Raw genomic sequence first — 24800 nt, 5'->3', positions numbered from 1 at the left:
CTCCTTTTATTTTTTTGAATAAAAAAAATTAGGTGCATTCCACTTAAAAAGTTTGTGCAATGCACCTTCGTTAATCTATTTTGCAGGTGTTATGAGTGCTCTTTCACCGGCTGGTTCGAACTCTCGCAGAGCACCTTTGGCGAATTCGCCACGTACGTTGGTGAAGTCGAAGACGAGGTTGTCGTCTGCAAATGCTATTTTCACCAGTGGGTTGAACACGAAGGCGTCTCCACGGGCAGCGTGTGGTGCCTGTGATATACCTGCGTATTCACCCTGGTGTCCCACGTTCATGGCGTAGTTTGGATAGTTAGGTCCACGAAGCTCCAGTGGCAGTCCCTCGTCGCCCCTTATTGAGAAGACGTTGGATGCACCACACTGGTCCTGGAGGTCGTAACCATAGAATCCGAGCCTTGAGTGCTGTTCCTTGTGCAGGTACATTGAGAGGTACCATCCGCTGAGACCTGTCTGGGCGTTTCCTGTTGCGAAGGCTGTGGAACATCCGGCTGCAGCTGCAACAACTGCTGCCCTCTGGGATCCACCGAACTGGTCCTCGAGGAGTGCAGGGTATTCCTCGTACTGTTCAAGTCCATAGAATGTGACCTCGCTTGCAACGTCAAGGACTGTGTCCATGGTGTTTGGTGCCTCACAGAGTCCATATTTGTCCTCCACGTACTCCTTACCGAAGTAGGTGAAGTCGTCGAGGATGTTGTCTGTGTAGGCTGCTGTTGCGTACTGGGTGAATCCTACACCACCTGACATGTATGATCCTAGCCAGATCTGGTCGTAGAGCATTGCACCGGTTGCCACAACGTCCAGTGACACCCTGACAGGGTCCTCATAGTTGACCCTTGAGCTCTGACAGATGTCGGCAAGGTAACCGAATGGCACGCCACCAGGTTCGTTTTCACCCCTTGCACGTCTCACAGGCAGGTATGTACCCATGTGTATAACTTCAGCGTGTTTTGCAGCGTATGCGAAGTCCCCTGTTGCGGCTTCACCTGCTGCCTGTTTGTAGGCTGAAATCATGGACATACCTATCTGCATGGCGGACCATCGTGAGGTTGTTGCACCGTCACAGGTCCTTGAGACTATGGTTGGGATCCTGACGACCTGCCAGATTCCGTCTCCAACCTCTGCCTTGAGGGTTTCTGCCTGGTCCTCTGGGAACTGTTTGTTGATGTCTATGACGAATACAGGGTCGATTTCATCTGCAATTTCATCGTTACCTGTGAAGACCTTGACGTAGCTGTCTGCCACCAGTGCTGGGTGGGTCTCCACCATGTGCTCCTGCACGACGGCTGCACCGGGCATTGCGTGGTTCACTGTTTCCAGGTAATGGGTTATGGTCTCCGGTGTGACCTCCTTACCCAGCCTCTTTTCTATGACGGCGTGGGCATGGTTTAAACCGACTATAACGGTTCTCCTTATGTCGTCCCACATCTGCTGCATGGCAGCGTTGTTTACGAAGTGGAGGTCGTCACCTTCAACGAAGGTGTCTGTTGTTGAGACCTGGTAGGGCATCAGTACCCTCTGACCCAGTGGAGTACCTATGTCAGGGTTGTACTGGGGTATGCCCCTCTTTGCTGCCACTTCTTTACCAGCGTTCACAAACTCGGTTTTTCGCTCGGACTGTTTCCAGCCACCAAGTGTGTAAAATGTGGTTTTCTTCTCTTCAGGGGATTCTTCAAATTTTTTCTTTAAAGCATTTATGAACAATTTGTCAGCCATAATCTACACCTCCCCCGGATTATTCTGGGTTGTACCCTCCCTGTGATCTTAAAACGTGGATCCTCTGCATGATCTCCACGGCGTCTGTATCATCACGGTAGGCTTCACCATCCACACGGTAGATGGTTGTTTTGTTCATGAGGGTTTCCTCATCCAGTGGTTCACCAAGGTCCACGGGTTCGTCGAGTTCGTCACCGATCTGGTTCTTGACCATTTCGACTTTGCCGGTGTCCTTGTTGTAGATCTGTCTTCTCAGCATGTCGAACATCATGCCGTCTTCGTCGAGACGGAGTGAGTGTCCGTGGACAGATTTACCCCTGACACCTGATCTTGCTGGGTCAAAGAACTCTGTTTCAAGGAGTTCCTTGGATATCTTTTCAAGGTCCCTCTCCCTGGTCTCTATGATCTGACGTCCTGAGAGTGTACCTGCGTCTGCACCCCTGTACCTGCAGAGGTATGCCCTTGATCGTACGTATGGCTGTGCTGGAGCAAAGTACATTGAGTCTGTGAACTGTATGTATCGGACCCTGTCACCGGCCTTTGCACCGTCTATTGGTTCAACCATTTCTCTTATTGCGTCTTCGGGTTCATCCATCTCTTCCAGTGGTGGGTGAACACTTGGATATTCTTCCCCTGGGGCCCTGTGACCCAGAATCTTTACTACATCTTCATCTGAGATTTCTCTCAGCTTTTCGAGTTCGTATTCAGGGTTACAGAAATTCCTTCTGTTCTGAGCAACCTTAGTTGTTCCGGGATAGTATTGTGCCATATCATGCACCTCCTAATGCTAACTTAACCTTCCTTATAATCTCATCCAGTTTTTCCTGGGGACAGGTTTCTCCTCTTATGACTCCACTCACAATGTCAACAATGGTGCCCTTTGTTTTTGGTTCATCTGGCATGACAGCCCTTGTCCTTACACCTATCTTTGCAAAGTCCTCGAAGTCCACCGGGTATTCGCAGATGATTATGCATGGTCTGTCGACGTTCCTGAGTATGAGGCGCGCCTTGTAGGTGATGTGATTCTTTACTCCTCCAAGGTGTACGACCAGGAGTTTGTGCCTCTTCATCTGCTCGACTTCAGCCGGTGTCAGACCGAAGAGACTTCCTGCTCCGGCGCTTGGAGCGTCCTGCGGTACTCCCGCACCTGCATTCAGGACTATGGTGCTGGTCATTATGTTGGCTTCCCTGAGGGCGAATGTTATCTCGCAGACAGGCTTTGTGATGTGGCGTCTGCCAGGTGACATTGCCACTGCAAGGACTTCACTTCCACACTGGGCGAAGGTACCCCTCTGGGCTATTCCTCCCCCTTCACCCATTCCCATTGTTTCTCTACAGTCAACAACGTGAGTGCACTTTCCGATCATCTAATGCTCCTTTTTCCTTTTTATTATGGTGGCCCTTTCACTGAGCCGGGCGTTCTGGTCTGTGAGACCTATGAGCTCCTCCGGCACCTTATCAAGGTCCTCACCATACTTTATCTCATCCGTCACTGTCTTCTGCGTCCTTATATATTTTCCAGGAGTAACATCGTATCCAAAGGGCAGGAGATCCTCACAGACCCTTTTGATGTCAGTTATTGTGTCCTCGTCCTCTATCTCAAGGAGTACTCGGCCTGTTTTCACTTGAAGCTCGAATTCCTGACCTTTAACGCTGATTATGCGTCTGTCAGGGTGGTCCTCTGGTGGCAGGCGCTGTCCATGTATCACCATTCTCTTAATGCCGCTGATGTCCTCAAGGCGGTTAAGGAGTTTCTCGGTGGTGTCAGCCCCTAGTAGCCGGTGTGGAAATATCTGAACGTCCATTGGTTTTTTGCCCCCAGTTCTGAGAGATTATTTAAATTTCGTTTTTAATCTCAGCTGCTGCCTCCACAACATATTTGAGTGGTTCTCGGAACTCGTCAACCTGGCTGAATACTTCTTTTATGAGTCCAGAGGTTGCTTCTGGGGAGAACATCTGGGTTCCTGCATCCAGTGCCATTGCAGCTGCCACACATGGTATGGCGAATCCCTTACTGTGCCTTGTAACGATGTGGTTTCCGTTGAAGATACCTGGTCCACCTCCACCGTAGATGGAGTGGCTGAAGAATGAAAATCCTACAGCGGTACCTTCCACTTTACCGAAGTCCACGCTTGGCAGTCCTGTTTCGAATTCTATGAGGTCGTTGTAGTAGAGCAGGGTTGATGATACACCCTGAGCTGCCCTTGCTGCACCCTGGTTAACCATTGTGGCTGCCATGAGCCCAGCTGCTGCATAGGCGTTCCACATTGCAAGGTCGTCTGTGCCGTAGACCTTGTAGTCTGTGAGTTCCTTCTCAACGGTTATGACACCATCTTCCAGGGCCCTTTCAACCAGGTCTGCTATGACTGAACCCACGGTACCTTCCTTACCGTTGGCCTTAACAAGGTCGAAGACCAGGTTGTCTGCGTTCATTCCCTGGTATGCAAGTCCAAGGAGGTGCATCCTCTCAAATGCTCCTACAGCGTCACCCATCTCAAACATTGCTGTCTGTTCGAGTATGGTTGATAGTGCTGCTGCCTGGAGTGTGTTTTTGAGTGTTGCTGCAACAACATGGTTCACCATGATGTTCCTCAGTGCGTATCCTGGGCCTTCCAGTTTCTGTGGAATGTCCAGCATTGTTGCTATGTTTGCCCCCATGTACTCCACAGACTGTGGGTATCTTCCCAGAACGGCTGCTTTAACCATGTTAGCATCGTACATGCTAACATCAAATTCGTTGATTATGGCCTGGACAAATGCTGTGGCGGTTACGAGTGGTGCTGCAGAGTATTCTGCTGCAACATCGAACCTCGCACTTGGGACCTGTACGAGTGCCCTTTTACCTCCGCCGAGGAGCTCGACCTTTGTGTCGTCGTCCTCGGTCACCTGTATCATTTCCTTTGCAGCGGCTGCTATTGACTCGGCGTTCCCGACAATGTCGAGGTCGAGTTCACGGCCCATTATCTTACAGGCAGGTCCGCCGACCTTAGCTGTCTTCAGGGCGTTTTCTATACCTTCAAGGTTCACAGCCACTGTCCTCTTAATCCCCTGCACAATGCTTTTAATGGCGGGGTTCCTGAGTGGGCTCAGAGCTTCTAATGGCACCTGTTCTTCGACGAGGTTGCCTCTGTCGTCGTACAAGTCGACCTTATCCTCAAACTTCGCCATTTTTTCCCTCCTAACAATCAGTTCCGTATACTAGACATCCAAGACCCCCCCTTTTTAGAAAAGGCAAGAAGGCCCTTGGAGGGTGTTAAAACACCCGTCTTAGTATACGATGCATATTTAACTTGATTATAATTAATTAAGATTTCTTTCTGAATCAAGTCGAAAGATTTATATGTAAAAACACCTTTTTTCGGGTTTTCTGGATTTTTTATATGGGCGCGTTGATTTTTATGATCATCACAAAGGAGGGTATCATCTGCAGGGAGTAATAACAATCACGTGTGGGCCACTCAGGGATATCTGGAAACGATCCATAGGCCTAGCAATTAATTAGGAATTCACCTCTGGTCACCCAAAGTTACTGCTTCATGTGGATAAAGCTGGTAATATATAATAAATTATATTTAGAGAACTGGACAGAGAGAGTGACATGCAGATAATAGCAGATTTAGGTGGTATACCTGGAAAGGACTGCAGGGGATTCTGCAGGTACTGCTACTTCCGTAAAGTTGGTGAATTCGAACCCTTTGGATGTAAAAACTGTTCACCTGGTAGGGTTGGATGTGAAACCTGTGGAAAGGGTGTTGCAGAGATTGGTAATGAATTCCTGCCCCCATTCCTTGTTATGGGCAACGTGCAGACAACTCTCATGATGGGGAATTTTCAGGATAGGGACGTGAAGATAAACATCAGCGGCGGAGGGGATGTGAGCTGCTATCCCCACCTTGAGGAACTCACAGCAGGTCTTGGTGAATTCGGAATCCCCATACACCTTGGCTACACCAGCGGAAAGGGAATAGATGACCCAGGAATCGCCTCGAGGCTCATTGAAAATGGTGTTGATGAGGTCACCTTCACTGTGTTCTCAGCAAACCCTGATCTGAGGCGTGAGTGGATGAGGGATGAAAACGCCTCCAGGGCCCTTGAGGCCCTCAGGATATTCTGTGAATCCTGTGAGGTCCATGCAGCGTCGGTGATAATACCAGGGGTAAACGATGGCGAGGACCTCCTTGAAACATGCGCGAGACTGGAAGAGTGGGGTGCCACAGGTTTCATCATGATGAGATTCGCCAACTATGAACACCAGGGCCTCATACTTGGGAATGAGCCCATCATTGATGGCCTGGAGCCCCACACTGTTTCTGAATTTGAAGAACTTGTGCGGAGCATTGACCGGGAATTCAATCTCCGTGTAACCGGGACCCCTGTCTGTGACCCCCGGAACGGTACACCCTTTGTCCTTGCAGCTGATTCAAGCAGGGAGTACCTTGAAATCCTCCCAGAGATCAGGGGCGAGGCCACAATAATCACAGGATCCATTGCAGCACCCTACATAAGGAGGATAATACACAACCTGGGGGCCGATGACCTTGTGAACGTTGTTGGTGTCAACAAGGACATAGCCTGCCTCATAACCCTAAGGGACCTTGAGGAGGTGGATCCCGGCGATCTGAGGGAAACAGTCATAATCCCTGGAAGGGCCTTTGTGCATGATATGCAGGCCAGGGAGGTTCTCAGCCGTGATGGTGTCGACCGGATCGTTGTGAGGGGCCCTGACAGATTGACCGTTGATGGTGAAATGAGTGGCACTCTCTCAGAGTATGACGTGATCGAGAGGGAGATGGAAGGCTTCTATGAACTCATACAGGCGATAAATTTCTTTGGTGCTTCCGAATGAGTCATGTAACTGTTGTAACACCTGAACACTACAATTACGGTTCAATGCTCATTGCAGGGGTCCTGAGAGACCTTGGACACAGGGTTGAAATCAGGAAGGGATTTGATGGTGTTAAATCAGAGATCGTATTCATAAGCCTCCAGTCCACCATTCACCTCCTGAGGTACCGGGATATTATTAATAATATTGGCGGCTTCAGGGTGGTGGGTGGTCCGGTCAGCATAGACCCCGGGATGGTATTCAGGTACCTCGATGTGGACCTCGTTGTGAGGGGAGAGGGGGAGGATAAGGTCGGTGCTGTGATGGAGCTTGCAGCTGGAAATTGTAGACCAGAGGATGTCCCCGGTGCAGCCTTCAGATCACCTGAGGGAATAGTGATCAATGAATCATCACCCTGCCCCATGGAGAGGCCCCTCCCCCTTGTTCCGGGTGACATCTCCAGGGAGGATATAAGGGGTGCCAGTGTCTACATTGAAACCCACAGGGGCTGTCCAGGTAACTGCACCTTCTGTCAGGTCCCTGAATTCTTTGGTCGGAAGGTGAGAAGCAGACCCCTTGAGGATATAATCAGGGAGGTCCGTGAACTGAAGGCATCAGGTGCCAGGAGGTTCGCCATAAGTGGGGGTACAGGCACCCTGTATGGCAGCAGCAAGTTCAGGGGCATTGACGAGGAAGCCTTCAGGGGCCTCCTGAGGAGTATAAGTGAGGTCACAGGTAGCCGGAACCTCACAGTGCCAGATATACGGGTTGATATGATCAAGGGAGATGTTCTTGAGGCCATATCAGAGTACACGAATGGATGGGTCTTCTATGGTATAGAATCGGGGAGCAGGAGGATGCTCAGGAAGATGAAGAAGGGGATAACTCCTGATCAGGTTGTTGAGGCGGTTGAACTTGCAAGGGAGTATAAACTGAAGGTTGCGGGCTCCTTCATCGTCGGTTACCCCGGGGAGGACGATGATGACTACCAGGAGACCCTTGAACTTGCAGATGAACTCATGCTGGATGACTACTTCGTGAGCATAGCTGAGCCACTGCCTGGTACTGAACTTGGTGAGGAGGTCAGGGAACTCCCTGAGGATGAAAACCCTGTATTCATGAGGTCAGATAAAAGGCGATTTGATAGTCTGGCAGAGGAGAGAGCCTTCAATTTACTCCTGGAATCCTATGTATTCAGGAGCGTGCCTGTCCCCATGACGTCCCAGCTTTTAAAGTCAATCACCGATGAGGTCCGTCAGCAGCAGAATCATATAAGAACCGTTACTGAGATGCTCCAGGGAAAACTTTGATGGAGTGATCATGAGGTGCATCACCCTGAAAATTTCATTGATGCATTTTTAATGACCTCCTCAAGGGATGATCCCTCTGGAGGTACTGTTCCAAGGAGATAATCCGAAAAAAGAAGTTCTGGACCCTCTGATAATTTTTCAATCACCAGAACATCAATATTCTCATTTTTCAGGAGCTCAGCAGCTCGAATCCCCCTCTTTGTTTTCAGTGATTTCCCTGGATTTTCAACTATCCTGTAATCAAGTATCTCCCCATTGCGGGTTCTTGCAATAAGGAAAGAGTCTGCCCTTCCAAAGTGGGTGCTGATTGTGGATTCCATTCCATGGTTATCTGCAAGCGGCACCGCAACCACAACCTCCTCCCTTTTAACCGTCTCCGGCTGTACCGTGAGGTGGTCAATGGATGGGACAACCTCCTTAACCCGGGAGTTTATCTGAGAAATGATCCCCTCTATCTTATCCACAGGCAGGCCCCTTTCAAGTTCAATATGCAGCTCGCCAAAGAGGTATGGTCCAGATCTTCTTATTCTGACCTCATGAACCCCCTCAACACCTGGGACCGATAAAACCGTCTTCTTTATGACTTCCATGGAATCACGGTCAATACATGCATCAAGGAGGGTCAGAACATCATATTTTGCAAGCCTGATCCCAATATAAATTATCACCACAGATATTATCACTCCGGCGATGCCCTGAAAGCCATGAAGACCCATGTACTCCCCGAAGATCCCTAGGAAGACAAGAATGGAGGATACGACATCCACGTAGCTGTGCTTCCCATCGTTAAGGAGGGCTGTTGAACCGATTCTTCTCCCAACCCTCACCTTATAAAATGCAATGGCATAGGAGACTCCAATTGATATCAAACTCACTGCAAGGCTTGCAGTGGCCATGGAAACCTCTGAAGCTGGATTTAAGATGTAAATAATGGAGTTCCATGTTATCTCCAGGCCGGTTATGATGATCAGCACTGAAACGAGGAGGGAAACAAGAGTTTCAATTCTATGGTATCCATAGGGAAATAGTTCATCAGGTTTTCTCTGTGAGAGCTTAAGGCCAATGAATACAGCGGCTGATGAGAATACATCCGCAAAGGAATGTATGGCATCTGCTATCAGAGCTATATTTCCAGAGAGGTAACCGGTAAACCCCTTCATCACCACTAAAATCATGTTGATGATTACCGAATACTTGGAAGCGGTTTCTCCCTCCTTCAGTGGTGCTCCATCATTCTCTTTCATGTCAATCCAGCCCCATATTTAGCATTAGCTCATCAACCATCCCCCTAAATAGCTTTTTAAGGTGGGGATTGCAGATCACTGCGGGTAATCCGTTAACCAGAGCATCTGTAAATGCCAAATCGTAGGGTATCCTTCCCATGATGGGTATCTCATTCCTGTCTGCAAGATCTTCTATCTCAGCTGCGATCTCATAATTTAAATCGTATTTATTGATTATTATGGAGTGTGGGATCCCAAAATGCCTTACAAGTTCTATTGCACGTTTAGAGTCATTTATAGCTGCCTTTGTAGGTTCCGTTATTATAATGGCCCGGTCACATCCCTTAACTGATGATACCACAGGGCAGCCAATACCGGCTGCTGAATCCAGGAGAGCCAGATCCAGGCCCTCCGCTCTTCCAATTTCAGAGACCTTTCTCCTCAGAGAATCCACAATCTTTCCTGAGCCTCTCTCACCAATTTTAAGATGGCCGGATACTACACCGAATCCGTAATCAGACTTAAAATAGCAAATCTTTCCTGTATCCACTTCTCTGATATCTATCGCTCTATCAGGGCATATATATGCACATGCTCCGCATCCTTCGCAGAGAAATTCATTTATTTCAGGTTTTGAGTTCTTTGCACTCCATTTTATTGCATTGAATCTGCATACCCTCACGCATTTCTTTCTTGATTTGCATCTTTCAGCCATTAAGAATGCCTTTTCAGAGGCCCTTATGGTTTCGCACTCCACATCCCCTGAAGATCCCATGATGAGTGCCAGATTGGGTGTGTCCACATCGCAGTCCCCAACGATTATTTCTGCTCTATCAGCGAGTAAAACCGCCATTGAAGCCACTATGCTGCTCTTTCCAGCCCCACCCTTTCCTGAGAGGATACATACCTCCTTCACGTTAACACCTCTGCATCTCAAGTAACTCTGCAACAGCATCTATTTCTGGAACATTAAGGGGTTCACCCGCTGAATAGGCCTCCATTACATCCTTAGAATATCCTATTTCAGCCACAATGGGCCTCCCTGTTTCTCTGGAAACCTCGAGTATCGGGTCTGCGTTACCAATTCCTGCACGGTTGAGGATAATACTTGAAGTTACACCCAGCCTGTCAAGGAGCTTAAGTATCAGCTTCAGATCATGACTACCGAAGGGTGTTGGCTCTGTAACAGCAAAGGCAAGGTTAACATCCATGATGGCATGTATAACATTACAGTGGACTCCTGCTGCAGTGTCAATGATTATGAAGTCCATATCATGGTGCTCTCTCGCATTTTTCATGAGTGAATCCACCAATCGTGCGCTTGATTCTATATTCACAGTTGTTTCCCCGGAAAGTAACCTGAAATTTCTTCTAATTTTCTCATCATAATTTTCAGGGAGTTTGCCATCATAAAGGAAGCCTGCGACCATCTCCTCATCCTTTATTGCATTATTTCTGCATGAAAGACTGCATGTCCCACAGCCACTGCATCTATCCCTGACAAGAATTGGGTGCCTGCCCTCCACAAATACGATTGCATTTTTTCTGCACACCTCTGAACAGTTACCGCACATGGAGCAAGCTGAAAAATCAAAGGAGGGTATCTGAAGAGTTACTTCATCTGTTTTTCTTCTCTGTACGGACAGGATTATGTGGTCATCTGGACACTCAACATCTGTGTCTACGAGGAGTACCCTGAATTTATTGGCGAGGGCTATGGCAAGAGAACATGCTATGGTTGATTTTCCTGTTCCCCCCTTTCCCCCGGTTATTGCTACCATTAAGGGCTTCATCGAAACACCGGCTCATCATAATTTAGTGTCTATCTTCTTCTCCTGCCACGGCCACTGCCCGCTGATCGTATCTCCTCAAGATTTCCCTCTGTGAAGAGCCTGATATTCTCCTCAACTGATGCTCCGGTTGCCCGGTAAATCTTTATGCCCAGTTCATTCAGAACCTCAAAGGCGTTTGGACCTGGTGAAGAAGCTATAACTGCCTCCACACCATTATTTGCAATTATCTGGGCTGTTTTTATACCTGCTCCCCCTGAAGCTGATGCTGAAGGGTTTTCAATGACTTCGGAGGATTCTATATTACCATCCTTCATTTCAACAATCATGAAATAGGGAGCTCTGCCAAAAAATCTGCTGACCTCTGATTCCAGATCGGTTCCAGAGGACGCTATTGCTATCTTCATTAATTAACACCACCATCTTTAAGGTACTTCTCAAGTTTATTGAATATCTTCACCATCTCGGTGTTGATGTCTGAAATGGCTGATGATTCATTATCCCCAGATATCCCTGTTTCAAAGGGGATTTCACCCAGAAACTGGAGATCAAATTTTTCTGCAAGATATTTTCCACCATCTTTACCGAATAGAAATATCTTTTTGCCGCATTCTGGACAATGGAGATATGACATGTTCTCTATGATTCCCATGACTGGAATCTTCAGGTGATTAACCATGTTGATACATTTTTCAACGTCATGGATTGAAACTTCCTGGGGGGTTGTGACTATGACCACACCGTCAATGCCAGGAATGGACTGGAGAACCGTTAGTGGCTCATCCCCTGTTCCCGGAGGGTTATCAACGATTAAAACGTCGATTCCTTCCCAGTTAACATCTGCAAGTAGCTGTCTTATGGCCCCTGTCTTTTTTGGTCCCCTCCATATGACCGGTGTGTCCTCTGATGGGAGGAAGAATTCTATTGACATCACAGTTGCACCCACTGGTGTGGGTATGGGATTTATAAGATTTCCTGTCAGGGTGATCTCGGGTTCCCTCACATGCATCATCTTCGGGATATCAGGGCCATGGACATCTGCATCAAGTACACATACACTGTAACCATTCCTGGTAAACTCTTCAGCAAGTTTTACTGTGACTGTGGACTTCCCAACACCCCCCTTTCCACTCATAATAACGATTTTATGTTTTATTTTGGACATGGCCCTCGCGATTTTCACGTCCTGTTCCATTATGGTCAGTTTTTGAGTGTCTTCAGCAGTCATGATGCACCTCAATGAAGTCCATTGCAGGGATCTGCAGCTCCTGTGAGCTCACCCATTTTAAGCATTTTGAGTGTCTCAGCCACTGTTCCCCTGGCACCCATCAGAACATCAACACCATGTGTCCTGAGAAGGTTAATGGCCTTTGAGCCCATATTTGCGCATATGAGGAGATCTGCATCGGAATTTACCAGAATCTCTGCGGGTGTTAGTCTTCCTCCGCTGTGCCTTCCCTCTATTTTTATTATTTCCAGTTCATTTACTTCGTCATCATAAAAAGCAAATAGGGGCGTTTTTCCAAAGTGCTCTGAAACCTTTGAATCCATGCCCCTTTCTTCCATTACGGGAATACATATTTTCATCTGATGGTCCTCCTGTTCAGTCGGCGCCGCACATTGGTGCTCCGCACTTAGGACACTTCTCTGTCCTGCAGGGTACTCCAGGTGTTTTCGGTGCCTCGTATCCACATTCAATGCATTTGCAGACACGTGGAGCTCCGCGTCCAGCACCAAAGCCCCTTCCGTATCCGCCTCTACCAAACCTTGGTATTGTTTCGGCTGATACGACGTTTATGTTCTCTGAACCGCAGTCCGGACATTTTTTGTATTCCTTTTCAGGTGAGATCCATTCGAACTGGCAGTCCATGCATTTGTATCTTCTTCTGTCTGTGATATAATCACCTCCCTTCAGTATTATTGGTCTGCCCTCGACCAGAGCCACTGCTATCTTTCCCCGTGCTGATGTCAGGGTTCTGTGGAATGTTGGCTGTGATATTCCCATGATCTCAGCGGCCTTTTTCTGTTTAATGTCATGGTAGTCCCTCAGCCTTATTGCCTCAAATTCATCGAGGGTTATCTCAACCACTGTCTCATCCTCACTGGCTTCCGGAGAAAATGTGACCACACGGGGTTCTCCAAGAATTCTTCTGAATCTTCTCGGTCTAGGCATGTTTTGAATATATATTCAAAACTGGTATATATAGTTTTGCACCAGTACCATGCAATCAGCTGAAAAGCCAGTTTCATCCATGTAAATGTAGGTCCCCGGAGTTCCCCTCATCACATCCCCTTAAAGGGACCAGGTCAATAACAGTTATCTCACAGGATGATCCGAGACGTACAGGTGGACCCCAGGTACCTGTACCCTCCGAAACATAGAGGAAGCTCCCTGAATCAGAATAAAGTCCCCTCAGAAATGGGAACATCAGTCCCACGATGATGTTGAAGGGGTAGAACTGTCCGCCGTGGGTGTGGCCAGATAGCTGAAGGTCAATACCGCGCTCCCTGGCATCCTCCCAGTCCACAGGAAGATGATGGAGAAGCAGCGCTGGTCTATCCTCATCAAAATCGAGCATGTCAAGTATGGCTGGAATTGAATGCCTCTCCATGGAGTAACCAACACCTATTATCTGTATACCCTCAAATTCGATGACAGACTGATCAATACACATCATACCTGCATCAGAAACAGTTGCTCTGAAGTCACCTGCATAGGTATCATGATTACCCGAAACAAAAAATATGGGTGCCTCTGTTTTAAGGGTTGATAGAATGCTGGAATCCACAGGCCTTGAACCATCCAGAAGGTCCCCTGTTATTAAAACCGCTGCCGGTTCAACCCTGTTGACAGCCCCTGAAACCCCTTTGAGGAAACCTGCAGAGCGTACCGTTCCCATGTGAACGTCAGAGAGCTGGACGAACCTCAAACTTTCCTCAACAGGAAAAGGGATCTCAACAAACTTAATTTCAGGCCTTGCAGCTCTGAATACGCCATATGCGACAGCTACTGCAGCCGATGATACGGTCAGAACCTTCAGCCATGGGAGGTCCATGAAGAACCATATGAATTGAATTAGGGCCCATCCAGTGAGGAGATAGATCATGAAGACCAGCCACAGCATTGAAAAAATGTAGGTGGCCCTTGAAATGGGGTTCGGTTTCTCCCTCTCAATCAGGATTGATGCAGGTAGTAGAAGGGTCAGGGGGATGCTGAGAAACTCCGCGCCAAGAAATCCCAGGGCAAGGATGTTTAAAAGGTAATAGCCAAGTGTGATGAAGATGATGAAAGCAGAAACCTGTATCTCCCTCTTCATCAAATCACTGAACCACTGAAGTCAAAGCTGAGTCGCCTCTCCATTTAGTAATCACTGAACTATTGAACTCTCGGGGAGGAGCTTCACAAGGATGTAGTCATACATCATTGACTTCCTGATCTCAGAGATATCCCCCAGCCGGTAATCAGATACCCTCACGTCGGCTATCTCCTCATGGTAGCGGTCATAGTTGAGTTTGACGCGGACACCATCAAGCTGACTGGTTACAGGAGTTGGTGAGTATACCTCCCTGATGGCAGGCACCTGGTTCTCTATCTCGGTCTTCACAAGTATGGATGGGACAAGAGGAGGATCAGCAGCCATATCACGCCTTTTCTGATCAAGGAGTCCCTCAACAACCTCCACAAGCTTCCTTAACGCTCGTATATCCTCTCCCCTCTTCAGCCTCCGGGGTATCCTCCCGAGACCACCAACGTAGGCGTCTGCGCCTGGAAGGTCGCTGAGGTCAATCTCCTCGGGGGAACCAGTGACAACCACCGGGATCTTTATGTCACTGAAGAGGTGGACCTTGTCCTTTATGCACTGCTCAAAGCTCCCGAGTGCGAAAACTGCAAGGTCATGCTCCTCTATGAGTTTTTTCTCATCCTCAGATATCCTTGAGATGCCCTTACCTGCGCCACGGGCAAGTCCTATCATGTTATCCTTGGCACCGTATCTCCTGAGGTACTCTGATATGTCACAGGCAGAGTGGGGAAGGTGGTGCCTGGCAAGGGTCGGGGAGACAATGGCTATCTCGGTACCAGCCATGGGGGCCACCTTGATCTTCCCCAGGAGCTCCTTAGCCTTCTCCCTGACCTTATCCACGTCCTCTATTGGGACCGCCAGGGTGAGTATCAGGTCCATCTGAAGCATGTTCTCCTGGAGCACGAAGCCCCCCAGGTCCTCAATGAGTTCCTTCATCTCCTCATGGCGGTGCACACCGCCCTGATACGTTAAGGTTTCATACATAGTTTCCTCTCCAGATACCTGTACCTGAATAGGGCCCTCTTAACAGGGTCCAGGGGAAGGTTCCTGTGGGAGGGCACCCTTATACAGTCAAGTTCCATGTAGTCAGGACATACAGTGAAGTCAGCATCCCCATCAACCACGCTGAAGCCCATGTCCTCCACTATATCCCTTAAGAAATTTGAATAAACCCTTACTTTTATTTTGCTGTTCCTCTCCCGGAGCCGTGAGGGGTCATGCCACCATGGAGAGCAGACTTCAAAGTCAATCTCGCTGGTTGAGGAATACTTAAGACTATCAGGGTCCATTTCCTGGATTGTCTTAAAGACGGTGGCCACTGCCTCCCTTATCTGGGGGAATGTGTTGAGTTTAAGTTTAATGGCCCCGTCCAGAGGTGTCTCAGAGAGTACGAAGGCAACATCTGCATCCTCGTCCTCAGGGTTCCTGGTGACACGGTATCCCCTGACACCTGCAATCCTCAGTATCCCCTCACACATGGGGGTTGTGACGATCCTCATGAATTCACCCACAAGCCTATATACCTAATCAATAAATTCTCTATCAATTATAATAAAATGTGTGCTGATGAAGTGAAGGTGTACCGATGAGGGTAATGCTGAGCTTTGAAAGACCGGAAGGCAGTGGACTCTGCATAATGGTGGACCTCCTGAGGGCCAGTGCAACCATCACGGCAGCCCTTGACCGGTTCAGGGAGGTTATCCCTGTTGCTGACATTGAAGAGGCCCTTGAGTACTCCGGGAAGGGTTACCTGGTTGCAGGGGAACGTGGAGGTGAGACCCTCCCCGGCTTCATAGCCAACTCCCCCATTGAAGTTAAGAACTACAGTGGGGATGCGCTGGTGCTCACCACCAGTAACGGCACAAGGATCCTTGAATCTGTTGAGTCAGATGCCCTTGTTGGGTGTCTCAACAACCTGGATGCCGTGGCTGAGGCTGCAAGGGAACTTTCAGATGAAGTTGAGGTGGTTATGGCCGGTGTTAATGGGAGATTTGCCATAGAGGACTTCCTCTGCGCCGGTGAAATAATAGCGGCCATCGATGGTGAAATGGACGAATATGCAGAGGCCTCAGTACTAGCAGTTCAGGACAGATCCCTGGTTGATGATGCCATACGCAGATCCAGATCAGCTGAAAGGCTGGGAGGCCTTGGATTCATGGAGGACGTTGAGTACTGCATCAGGAGGAACATAACAGGGAACGTTCCCATCTACCGTGATGGGAGAATAGAACTCATGGAGTAGATCCGGAGGCTGCATCGAAGATGAAGGAACTGAAGATCATAGGAACAGCACACGTATCAAGTAAAAGTATAGAGGAGGTAAGAAGAACCATCCTTGAGATGGAACCAGACGTCGTTGCAGTTGAACTGGACGCTGAGAGATACCGCAGGCTCATGGATGAAAAATTCGGGGTTCAGAGGGATGAACCATCCCTTTGGGAAGCCCTACGCCATGGAAACCCTGGGGTGATCCTTGCGGGCTGGGTTTTAACCTACTTCCAGCGGAAGGTTGGTGAGGATCTGGGCGTGAAACCCGGCTCAGAGATGCTGGCAGCCATAGAGGCCGCCCATGATGTGGGAGCTGGACTGGCACTCATAGACCGTGACATCGGACTGACCATGCAGAGGGCCATTAAATCCATGGGGAGGATTGAGAAGCTCAGATTCTTCGCAGGGATAATAAGATCATTCCTCTGGAAGGATGATCCGAAGGAGATCGAAGACCTCAAAAGTGATGATACTCTCCTTGAGGTTATGGAGGAGTTCAAAAAGATCTCTCCGGCAGCATACCGTGTCCTAGTTGAAGAAAGGGATGCCTTCATGGCCCACAGGCTGCTCTCCATCGAGGAGGACCGGGTGGTGGCTGTTGTGGGCGCCGGTCACAGGAAGGGTATAGAGGAGTACCTCCAGGAGCCCGAGAAGCTGCCGCCAATTGATGAACTGATGAAGATACCCCCCGATCTGGAACCGTTGTAGAAAGATGGATGATCATCGATGAAGGAAAAAATCATTAATTAATGACCCCCCATAAATGTAAACCAGTAAGCTGCAGTGTGATATGATGTACATAATATTCAGATGCGACTGTGGAAGGGCCCTCTACTCAAGGGAGGGTGCAAAAACCCGGAAATGCGTCTGCGGGAGGACCGTGAATGTCAAAGATAGACGCATATTCGGAAGGGCTGATAGCTTCGAGGAAGCATCGGAACTTGTAAGAAAACTGCAGGAAGAAAAATATGGCTCATGCCATTTCACAAATCCCATAAAATAGGAATAGATTCAGAGATATGATAGAAGACCTGAGATCATTCACATCCCCGGGTGAGAGAAGGAACATAGAATTCAAGAAGGCCCTCTCAGCCGGGTATCACCTGAAGATGGACCGTAGAAAGGGCCTGATATCCCAGATGAAGTACCGTATGGAGAGGGGTAAGGGCAGGGCAGTGTACCTCCTGGGTGTGGAGGACAGCGGTGAACCGGTCGGCCTCCCTGCTGATAAACTGGATGAGTCAGTCAAGGTCCTAAGAACCCTCAGCAGTGAGATAGGTGCAGTTGTGGAGGAGGTTAACCTCCATGAGGGTACAGAGGGTATGGTAGCAGAGGTTGTAATCTCAAGGAAGGCGAAAACAGCAAGGGAGCACCTCCTGGTGGGTGTTGCTGGCCACGTGGACCATGGTAAGAGCACCCTCCTGGGGACCCTCACAACAGGCACCCCTGATGATGGGAGCGGTAAGACAAGGATATTCCTTGATGTCCAGAAGCATGAGATAGAGAGGGGCCTGTCGGCTGATCTCTCCTTTGCCATCTACGGCTTCAGGGACGGCAGGGTTATGAGGCTCAAGAACCCCCTTGACAGGAAGGAGAAGTCACGCCTCATGGATGAAGCAGATAGAGTCATATCCTTCGTTGACACCGTCGGCCATGAACCCTGGCTTCGAACGACCATAAGGGGGATTGTGGGTCAGAAGCTCGACTACGGACTCCTCACGGTGGCAGCCGATGAGGGGCCCACCCACATAACAAGGGAGCACCTGGGTATAATGATCGCCATGGAGCTCCCGGTAATCGTGGCCCTCACAAAGTGCGATATGGCCACCGCTGAAAACCAGAGGAATGTGAGGAAGAAGATATCTGAACTGCTTAAACTGGTCGGAAGGATCCCCTTCCATGTGAAGAGCAGGGATGCTGCAGCCGGGATAGCCGGTAAGATGAACCAGCACATAGTCCCCATAATCGAGACCTCCTCAGTTACAGGGGAGGGCCTTGAAATCCTCGATGAACTCTTCCTGAACCTCAGGGTCAGGCGGGATGTTAAGGATGATGAGAAGCCATTCCTCATGTACATAGACAAGATATACTCCATCAGGGGTGTTGGTACCGTTGTCAGCGGGACAATCCAGCAGGGACTGGTGAAAAAGGGTGACACCCTCCTCCTGGGACCCCTTAAGACAGGGAAATTCAGGGAGGTCACCGTCAAATCAATAGAAATGCACCACTACCGGATAGGTTGTGCAGAGCCCGGCCACATCGTCGGCATATCCATATCCGGGGCCTCCCCTGATGAGATAGAGAGGGGTATGATACTCTCCCATCCAGACTATGAACCTGAAGCTGTGAGGGAATTTGAGGCAGAGGTCGCCATACTGGTGCATCCGACAACCATAAAGGCGGGCTATGAGAGTGTGACCCACATTGAAACCATAGCCGAGACAACCGTTCTTGAACCCCTTGACTCTGATTTCATGTCTGCAGGTGACAGGGGCAGGGTGAGGATGAGGTTCAAGTACAGGCCCCACCATGTGAGGGAAGGTCAGAAGATAATCTTCCGTGAGGGAAGGAGCAAGGGGATAGGTTCAGTGACAAGGATCATAAGATAAACCCCCTCCCCATAAATACATGTTGGCCGTGGCTCCATCAAGTAGTGACTAGGATAAGATAAACCCTCATGCGACACAACACAATACCACACTCTGATAAGAATAAACCAAAAAACACGCGGCACAATAACATGCGCTTTAATCAGTTTTTTATGAGTTCCAGGAACTCGCATGCCTTACATTTATCCCCTGATGAAGGTTCTCCACACTGTATACATTCACTGAGACCCCCGGTTTCGGCCAGGGGGAGGAAGGTCCCCCTGAATGATTCCATCACCCTTAACTTCACATCCTGATTTTCTGATTCAAGATGGTTGAGGAAGTCCCTTATCCTTGACCTCATGGAAAGGTCAGAGTAGGGACAGGAGTCAAGGTGGACCCTGACATCATTGAGAACAGCCCAGAGCGCCACATCCCTCTCAGGCGTGCTCCAGAGGGGTTTTATGCGCGGCACCATTGCAGGGTGTATCCTCTGAAGCTCTGGCCCGAATTTTGAGAATTTCCTCACATCACCCCTTGCGAGGCTCATGATGAAGGACTGGATCTCATCATCCATGTTGTGGCCCGTTGCAATCTTTGAGGCGCTTATCTCACGTGCCGTCCTGTTAAGTATCCATCGCCTGAAGACACCGCAGGGTATGCAGGGGCTGCTGAATCTATCAGTGATCCTGTCCAGTTCAAAATCGAATTCGTCCCTGAATGATCTCTCTATGAGTTCAACTCCAAGCAGTTCTGTGTTCTCCCTTGCCGCCTTCACCCCCTCACTGCGGTAGCCCCTTATCCCCTCGTCAACACTTACAGCTGTGAGCTCAAAATCAAGGTCGCTCCTGAGATCAGAGAGGGCGTGCAGTGTCAGCACACTGTCCTTTCCACCTGATAGTGCAACTGCAATATGTTCACCTGGTTTTATGAGTTCATGACCCTCTATGAGTCCCCTGATCCTTCCCATGATTCTCTGGTTGAATTTCTGGACATCCATGGAACCCTATATATAAACGATGGGACATATAATTAATCATGATTACCGCGGAGTTAACCGTAATACCCCTGGGTACCTGCAGCACCTCACTCAGCAGCTACGTGGCAGCTGCCGTCGAAGCCCTCAAGAGGCGGAATGTGAGGTATGAGATCTCAGGAATGGGGACACTGCTTGAGGCTGAAGACATTGATGAACTCATGGATGCCGTTAAGGCCGCCCATGAGGCAGTCCTCCAGGCAGGTTCAGAGAGGGTCTACACAACCCTCAAGATCGATGATAGAAGGGATGCCGACAGGGGTTTAAGGGATAAGGTTGAATCTGTGAAGGAAAAGATTTAGGGGCCCGGACATATCAGAGGTTGAGTTTTTGATTGTGCCAGCATTGATCCATCAACATGGTGCCCATTCAGAGGTATCTGGCGCTCCAATCTGAGAACTGGAATTTCCTGGAAGTAACAAATCTTAACCATTCCATGAGCTGATGCTGACTGGAATAAAAAATTAATTTTTCTGTTTTACTCAATCTAGCCAACATCAGCATGAAGGAATTAAAGCAGCTCAGGGTCACGGTTTACTCAAAGAATTCCCTGACCGTGCCTGCGACTGTCTCAAGCTCTTCAGTGGTTAGGGCCGGGTGCACCGGTATTGAGAGGACCTCCGCTGCAGCCGCCTCACTGACCGGGCATCTGGCATTAAAACCCAGTCTCTGGTACAGTTCCTGCCTGTAGATTGGTCTGGGATAGTGGATGCCTGTACCCACACCCCTCTCATTGAGGAAGCCCATGAGTTCATCCCTTGAGTCTGGAACACGAAGGGTGTACTGGTGGAAGACATGCCTGACCCCCTCTGAAATGTGGGGTGTTGATACTCCCTCAAGGTCCTCCAGCTGGGATGTGAGGTAAGTTGCATTTTCAATTCGCCTCCTGTTGAACTCTTCGAGTTTGCCGAGCTGGGCTATCCCTATGGCGGCTGAGATGTCGGTCATGCGGAAGTTGTATCCCAGGTATGTGTGCCTGTAGCGTTCTGTCTCCCCATGGGCCCTGAGTATGCGTGCCATCTCAGCTATCTCATCGTTATCAGTTGTTATGATTCCGCCCTCGCCTGTTGTGATGTTCTTTGTGGGGTAGAAGCTGAAACAGGCGGCATCGCCCATGGAACCGACTCTCCTCCCGTGGTAATCTGCGCCATGGGCCTGTGCAGCATCCTCAATGACCAGGATGTCGTGGTCAGCTGCAAGGTCCATTATGGGGTCCATGTCTGCAGGCTGGCCATAGAGGTGGACCGGTATTATCGCCCTTGTGCTGGGCGTTATGAGTTCCTCTATCCTCTCGGGATCTATATTATATGTCAGGGGGTCTATATCTGCGAATACTGGTGTGGCTCCGACGTAGAGAGCTGCGTTTGCCGTTGCAGCGAAACTGAAGGGAGTTGTTATTACCTCATCCCCTTTTCCGACTCCGGTGGCGAGAAGGGCCAGGTGAAGGGCTGTTGTGCCTGAGCTTGTTGCAACTGCATGATCTGTTCCTACATAGGCCGCAAATTTCTCCTCGAATTCAGCCACCCTGGGTCCCTGCGCTATAAAACCCGATTTAAGTACCTTTATGACTTCCTGAATTTCCTCTTCATCGATTATTGGAGTAGCAACCGGTATCATTTGAACACCCGAATGAAAGTTAACTGATTTAACTATATCGTGCTGGCACTTAAAAATTGATGTCCGGTCCCCCGTGCAGAAAAATCGATAAACTTAAGGTTGGAGGGATACCAGCCGCTAAATATTCCCTGAAAAGATGTTGTCGGTTTTAACCGTGAATCACCGGAATATCCTGCCTAAATCCTGATAGCGACCCCTGAAGAGTAGTAGGACAAGGAGTGCTGAAGCCAGGAGGAGTGTCAGGGGAGGCGTGTAGGGGTCTGATGGGCTCACCATGAGGGATGGGAGGTCCCCCAGACCGGCATCCGGGGAGCTGTGTATGACACTCACATAGAGATTGTTTGCAATGTGGACGCCCATGGCCATCTCCACACCATCATCTGCCAGCGTCACCAGTGCAAGCACAAGACCTATGATGAAGGTACTGACCGTTATTGAAAGGCTCATGCTAAGGGTTGCACCATTCCACCAGTGGAGAATCGAGAATATTGCTGAATTGATTATTATGAGTGGCACCGGCCTCTTTATAACAGCCCATAACCCCTGCATCAGGTACCCCCTGAAGAATATCTCCTCAAAGGATGCCTGGACCGGGAAGGCCAGTATGGCCAGGATTAGCAGCCACCAGAACCCCGCCCCAAAATTGAATCTGACTCCTGATGGGTCAGCAAGGACTGATAACAGATCAAGCACGCCAACTATGAGGAACCATGCACCCGCGCCCCTCAGGATCCTCCACCAGTCAAGATATCCCCTCGAATTAACTGCAGATATGAAATCCCTCCTGTGGATGAACTTCAGTCCAACATAGAGGAAGAACATTGACGCTGAAAACCCTATGGCCACCATCAGGAGGAGTGTGGGACCGCTGAAGGTTGAAATGTCCCCCAGCGCCCCTTCACCACCCTTAAGTAGCAGGATGGCTGCAATGATGACACCCACCATGAGACCAGCACCAACATTGGATGCAACAAAGCTCATAAATACTGTCATCAGATATCTCCATGCATCATTCCTTCCCAGGTATACGTTGTTCAGAAAATCCTCCATCCATCACCAGCTCCAATCCTTACATGATGACCATGAGTTTTTTTAATAAATTGATGACCATGTATCACACTAATCTTCCGGCACTAATAAATATTTTGAGGTGGTAGTCTTGAATATGATAACGGCGAATGAGGGTTCAGTCACCATAATGGTCCCTGATTTCACCAAGGTCTCGGCCAGGGCCCCTGTATTCTACAATCCTGCCATGGAGTTCAACAGGGATGTGTCAGTGGTAGCGCTCCAGGTTTTCCAGAGGCTCCTCGGTGGGGAGATCAGCGTTGCAGATACATTCTCAGGAAGTGGTATAAGGGCCATAAGGTACCTGGTTGAGGTTGAAGGAGTCTCTGAGGCCTTTGCAAATGACATAAACCCGCTTGCAGTTGAATGTATAAAAAATAACTCCCTGATGAACTCAGTATCCCCTGAGGTGAGCAGAGAGGATGCCAGCATCTTCCTCAGGACTAATCATGGACGATTTGATGTCATAGACATCGACCCCTTCGGAACCCCTGCACCCTTCCTGGACTCCGCTGCAGCCTCGGCAAGGAACAATTCACTCCTTGCCGTTACAGCCACCGACACCTCAAGCCTCTGCGGCACCTACATAAAGCCCTGTCTGAGGAAGTACTCCTCAAGGCCCCTTAAAACAGAGTACTGTCATGAGATCGGCTTGAGGATACTGGCAGGATTCACAGCCATGAACCTGGCAAGGTACCGTAAGTCAGCATCGGTCCTGCTCTCCCACAGCAGCCAGCACTACATGAGGCTATACATCCACGTGAGGAGGGGTGCCAGGAGGGCCGATGAGTCCCTCAGGAATATTGGATTCATTCTCCACTGCTTCAAGTGCCTTCACCATGAACACATGAAGGGATTTGTGCCCCTCAAACAGGAGTGCCCCCACTGCGGTGCTGAAATGGAGGCAGCAGGTCCTCTATGGGTCGGTGATATTCAGGACAGTCGATTCATCGGTGAGATGATAGGAGAGGTTGAGAACAAGAAACTTAACACTGCAACCGATGTCCTTAAACTTCTGAAGGCATGTCTTGGGGAAGCAGGGATGCCCCCTGGATTCTATGATATCCATGAGGTCTGCAGTAAGCTTGGAAGGAGTGCACCGCCCCTGAGGGATGTGATGGATGGCCTTGAGAAGGCCGGTTTCAGGGTTTCAAGGACCCATATAAGGCCAACCGGTATAAAGACCGATGCCACCATAAGGGATATTGAGGAAGTCCTTGAAGGATTCAGTGTATAACAACACTGAGAATAATTTTTTGGGTCACGAAAGACCCCAATCCATATTATTCATAGTTGAGCATGTTGTGGGTGTAGTAGTACTGCAGTGCCCTTGCATTCTTGATCTCAAAGTTCCTGTAGGGGTTGTTGAGGTAGGGAAAGATCATTCCCTTCAGGCAGTAGAAGTACGCCCCCACGGGACCATAATACTTCCTGGCGATCTTATAGTATAATGGGAATCCGCAGCCCTGGTTTATGAAGATATCCCCCTGCCTGACCGTACCATGGTATACAAGGGGTATGGGCCCCTCCTGGCCATGTTCAGCCGCTCTTTCCTTTATGTATGCAAGGGCCTCGTCCAGTGTTCTGAATTCCTTTCCATCCGAACGGTAGGTCCATTTATCGTCAGGTATGCCATATATTCCCTCCTGCCATACCTCTGTCCAGTTTATACCCGGCGTGTACTGCTTCTTTTCAACGTAGGCGAGCTCAAGGATGTAGACGTCGCCCTCCATGTAGCAGCGGTAATTGGAGCTTCCACCGTAATGGACCACCAGGATGCACTTTGATCCCCTTTCACGGGCATAGTCTGCCAGTAGTTTTGAGTGTATATGCCCGGGGTACATATCTGGATTTGCAATCTTAACGAATGCGAGCCTTCCCAGGGGTTCAAAGTCCCCCTGAGTTCCTGTAAAGTAAAGGTAACCCCCTGTGATTACCAGTAAAGCTATGATGAGTATCCCCTTCTTCATCAGTTCACCTGCTCGATGGATTATTAACTTTGCAGTGATTTATATCTTCCTCTAAACAGATTAGGCAGTTTTATA

Annotated in this window: 27 protein-coding genes; 8 read left to right on the top strand and 19 right to left on the bottom strand. The window is 49.1% G+C overall.

Annotated features, from left to right (window positions below; genetic code table 11):
• Positions 1–75: 75 nt before the first annotated feature.
• Genes mcrA through mcrB form a run of 5 tightly spaced genes read right to left on the bottom strand, consistent with a single transcriptional unit; the run spans position 76 to position 4896 of the window.
• On the bottom strand, positions 76–1728 hold the full coding sequence (mcrA, locus tag DNK57_RS05380; RefSeq protein ID WP_192962010.1) for a coenzyme-B sulfoethylthiotransferase subunit alpha: 1653 nt from the start codon (positions 1726–1728) through the stop codon (positions 76–78).
• Between the two features lie 19 nt (positions 1729–1747).
• Positions 1748–2497 carry a coenzyme-B sulfoethylthiotransferase subunit gamma gene (gene mcrG / locus DNK57_RS05375; protein ID WP_192962009.1) on the bottom strand — a complete coding sequence of 250 codons (750 nt, stop codon included), beginning with the start codon at positions 2495–2497 and terminating at the stop codon, positions 1748–1750.
• A gap of 1 nt (position 2498) precedes the next feature.
• Complete coding sequence (gene mcrC / locus DNK57_RS05370; RefSeq protein WP_010876790.1) at positions 2499–3095, bottom strand: methyl-coenzyme M reductase I operon protein C; 597 nt, start codon at positions 3093–3095, stop codon at positions 2499–2501.
• The gene (mcrD, locus tag DNK57_RS05365; protein ID WP_192962008.1) at positions 3096–3533 is read right to left on the bottom strand and encodes a methyl-coenzyme M reductase operon protein D; all 438 of its coding nucleotides are present in this window, start codon (positions 3531–3533) and stop codon (positions 3096–3098) included.
• 31 nt (positions 3534–3564) lie between these two features.
• Positions 3565–4896 carry a coenzyme-B sulfoethylthiotransferase subunit beta gene (gene mcrB, locus DNK57_RS05360; protein WP_192962007.1) on the bottom strand — a complete coding sequence of 444 codons (1332 nt, stop codon included), beginning with the start codon at positions 4894–4896 and terminating at the stop codon, positions 3565–3567.
• 430 nt (positions 4897–5326) lie between these two features.
• Here mcrB and mmp10 point away from each other — a divergent pair, with 430 nt between their 5' ends.
• Both mmp10 and DNK57_RS05350 read left to right on the top strand, forming a co-directional pair.
• On the top strand, positions 5327–6574 hold the full coding sequence (mmp10, locus tag DNK57_RS05355) for a methyl coenzyme M reductase-arginine methyltransferase Mmp10 (protein WP_192962006.1): 1248 nt from the start codon (positions 5327–5329) through the stop codon (positions 6572–6574).
• Positions 6571–7863 (top strand): methyl-coenzyme M reductase glutamine C-methyltransferase, encoded by a 1293-nt coding sequence (locus tag DNK57_RS05350; protein WP_192962005.1) that lies wholly within the window; start codon positions 6571–6573, stop codon positions 7861–7863. Before mmp10 ends, DNK57_RS05350 begins: the two co-directional genes overlap by 4 nt.
• Before the next feature lie 20 nt (positions 7864–7883).
• Here DNK57_RS05350 and DNK57_RS05345 read toward each other — a convergent pair whose 3' ends face one another.
• The 10 genes from DNK57_RS05345 to DNK57_RS05300 form a co-directional block, all read right to left on the bottom strand.
• Positions 7884–9107: a cation diffusion facilitator family transporter gene (locus DNK57_RS05345; RefSeq protein WP_192962004.1), complete on the bottom strand. Its 1224-nt coding sequence runs from the start codon at positions 9105–9107 to the stop codon at positions 7884–7886.
• 1 nt (position 9108) lies between these two features.
• Positions 9109–10041: an ATP-binding protein gene (locus tag DNK57_RS05340; protein ID WP_226891088.1), complete on the bottom strand. Its 933-nt coding sequence runs from the start codon at positions 10039–10041 to the stop codon at positions 9109–9111.
• Positions 10004–10879 carry a nucleotide-binding protein gene (locus tag DNK57_RS05335; RefSeq protein WP_192962002.1) on the bottom strand — a complete coding sequence of 292 codons (876 nt, stop codon included), beginning with the start codon at positions 10877–10879 and terminating at the stop codon, positions 10004–10006. The genes DNK57_RS05340 and DNK57_RS05335 overlap by 38 nt, the downstream gene beginning before the upstream one ends.
• Before the next feature lie 29 nt (positions 10880–10908).
• Positions 10909–11283, bottom strand: a complete 375-nt coding sequence (locus DNK57_RS05330) for a NifB/NifX family molybdenum-iron cluster-binding protein (protein ID WP_192962001.1) — start codon at positions 11281–11283, stop codon at positions 10909–10911.
• Positions 11283–12104, bottom strand: a complete 822-nt coding sequence (locus tag DNK57_RS05325; RefSeq protein WP_226891087.1) for an Mrp/NBP35 family ATP-binding protein — start codon at positions 12102–12104, stop codon at positions 11283–11285. Before DNK57_RS05325 ends, DNK57_RS05330 begins: the two co-directional genes overlap by 1 nt.
• Before the next feature lie 8 nt (positions 12105–12112).
• Positions 12113–12463: a NifB/NifX family molybdenum-iron cluster-binding protein gene (locus tag DNK57_RS05320; protein ID WP_192961999.1), complete on the bottom strand. Its 351-nt coding sequence runs from the start codon at positions 12461–12463 to the stop codon at positions 12113–12115.
• A gap of 16 nt (positions 12464–12479) precedes the next feature.
• Positions 12480–13049 carry a DUF134 domain-containing protein gene (locus DNK57_RS05315; RefSeq protein ID WP_192961998.1) on the bottom strand — a complete coding sequence of 190 codons (570 nt, stop codon included), beginning with the start codon at positions 13047–13049 and terminating at the stop codon, positions 12480–12482.
• A gap of 73 nt (positions 13050–13122) precedes the next feature.
• A complete protein-coding gene (locus DNK57_RS05310; protein ID WP_192961997.1) occupies positions 13123–14193 on the bottom strand; it encodes a metallophosphoesterase in 1071 nt (356 codons plus the stop codon).
• A gap of 51 nt (positions 14194–14244) precedes the next feature.
• Positions 14245–15162, bottom strand: a complete 918-nt coding sequence (locus DNK57_RS05305; protein ID WP_192961996.1) for a methanogenesis marker 7 protein — start codon at positions 15160–15162, stop codon at positions 14245–14247.
• Positions 15147–15677 carry a hypothetical protein gene (locus DNK57_RS05300; RefSeq protein ID WP_192961995.1) on the bottom strand — a complete coding sequence of 177 codons (531 nt, stop codon included), beginning with the start codon at positions 15675–15677 and terminating at the stop codon, positions 15147–15149. The genes DNK57_RS05305 and DNK57_RS05300 overlap by 16 nt, the downstream gene beginning before the upstream one ends.
• An 86-nt stretch (positions 15678–15763) precedes the next feature.
• Between DNK57_RS05300 and comB the strand changes: the two genes are divergently transcribed.
• The 4 genes from comB (at position 15764) to DNK57_RS05280 (ending at position 19055) form a co-directional block, all read left to right on the top strand.
• Complete coding sequence (gene comB, locus DNK57_RS05295; RefSeq protein WP_192961994.1) at positions 15764–16420, top strand: 2-phosphosulfolactate phosphatase; 657 nt, start codon at positions 15764–15766, stop codon at positions 16418–16420.
• A gap of 20 nt (positions 16421–16440) precedes the next feature.
• Complete coding sequence (locus DNK57_RS05290) at positions 16441–17154, top strand: TraB/GumN family protein (RefSeq protein ID WP_192961993.1); 714 nt, start codon at positions 16441–16443, stop codon at positions 17152–17154.
• An 85-nt stretch (positions 17155–17239) separates the two neighbouring features.
• A complete protein-coding gene (locus DNK57_RS05285; protein ID WP_192961992.1) occupies positions 17240–17449 on the top strand; it encodes a DUF1922 domain-containing protein in 210 nt (69 codons plus the stop codon).
• Positions 17450–17465: 16 nt separating this feature from the next.
• Positions 17466–19055, top strand: a complete 1590-nt coding sequence (locus DNK57_RS05280; protein WP_192961991.1) for a GTPBP1 family GTP-binding protein — start codon at positions 17466–17468, stop codon at positions 19053–19055.
• Between the two features lie 142 nt (positions 19056–19197).
• Here DNK57_RS05280 and DNK57_RS05275 read toward each other — a convergent pair whose 3' ends face one another.
• The gene (locus DNK57_RS05275) at positions 19198–20034 is read right to left on the bottom strand and encodes a TIGR00269 family protein (protein WP_192961990.1); all 837 of its coding nucleotides are present in this window, start codon (positions 20032–20034) and stop codon (positions 19198–19200) included.
• 38 nt (positions 20035–20072) lie between these two features.
• Here DNK57_RS05275 and DNK57_RS05270 point away from each other — a divergent pair, with 38 nt between their 5' ends.
• Complete coding sequence (locus DNK57_RS05270; protein ID WP_192961989.1) at positions 20073–20372, top strand: MTH1187 family thiamine-binding protein; 300 nt, start codon at positions 20073–20075, stop codon at positions 20370–20372.
• Between the two features lie 232 nt (positions 20373–20604).
• Here the strand turns inward: DNK57_RS05270 and DNK57_RS05265 are convergent, their stop codons facing one another.
• Complete coding sequence (locus DNK57_RS05265; RefSeq protein WP_192961988.1) at positions 20605–21687, bottom strand: DegT/DnrJ/EryC1/StrS family aminotransferase; 1083 nt, start codon at positions 21685–21687, stop codon at positions 20605–20607.
• 159 nt (positions 21688–21846) lie between these two features.
• Positions 21847–22680, bottom strand: coding sequence for a CPBP family intramembrane glutamic endopeptidase (locus DNK57_RS05260; RefSeq protein ID WP_226891086.1), 834 nt, complete (start codon positions 22678–22680; stop codon positions 21847–21849).
• A gap of 172 nt (positions 22681–22852) precedes the next feature.
• Between DNK57_RS05260 and DNK57_RS05255 the strand changes: the two genes are divergently transcribed.
• Positions 22853–23992, top strand: coding sequence for a tRNA (guanine(10)-N(2))-dimethyltransferase (locus DNK57_RS05255; protein WP_192962305.1), 1140 nt, complete (start codon positions 22853–22855; stop codon positions 23990–23992).
• 46 nt (positions 23993–24038) lie between these two features.
• On the opposite strand, the gene DNK57_RS05250 is transcribed toward DNK57_RS05255, so the two are convergent.
• Positions 24039–24725, bottom strand: a complete 687-nt coding sequence (locus tag DNK57_RS05250) for a hypothetical protein (protein ID WP_192961986.1) — start codon at positions 24723–24725, stop codon at positions 24039–24041.
• Positions 24726–24800: the final 75 nt, after the last annotated feature.

The organism is Methanothermobacter thermautotrophicus (assembly GCF_014889545.1).
Lineage (GTDB): Archaea > Methanobacteriota > Methanobacteria > Methanobacteriales > Methanothermobacteraceae > Methanothermobacter > Methanothermobacter thermautotrophicus_A.
The sequence above is the reverse complement of the archived record's forward strand: the minus strand, read 5'-3'. Positions and strand labels throughout refer to the sequence as shown.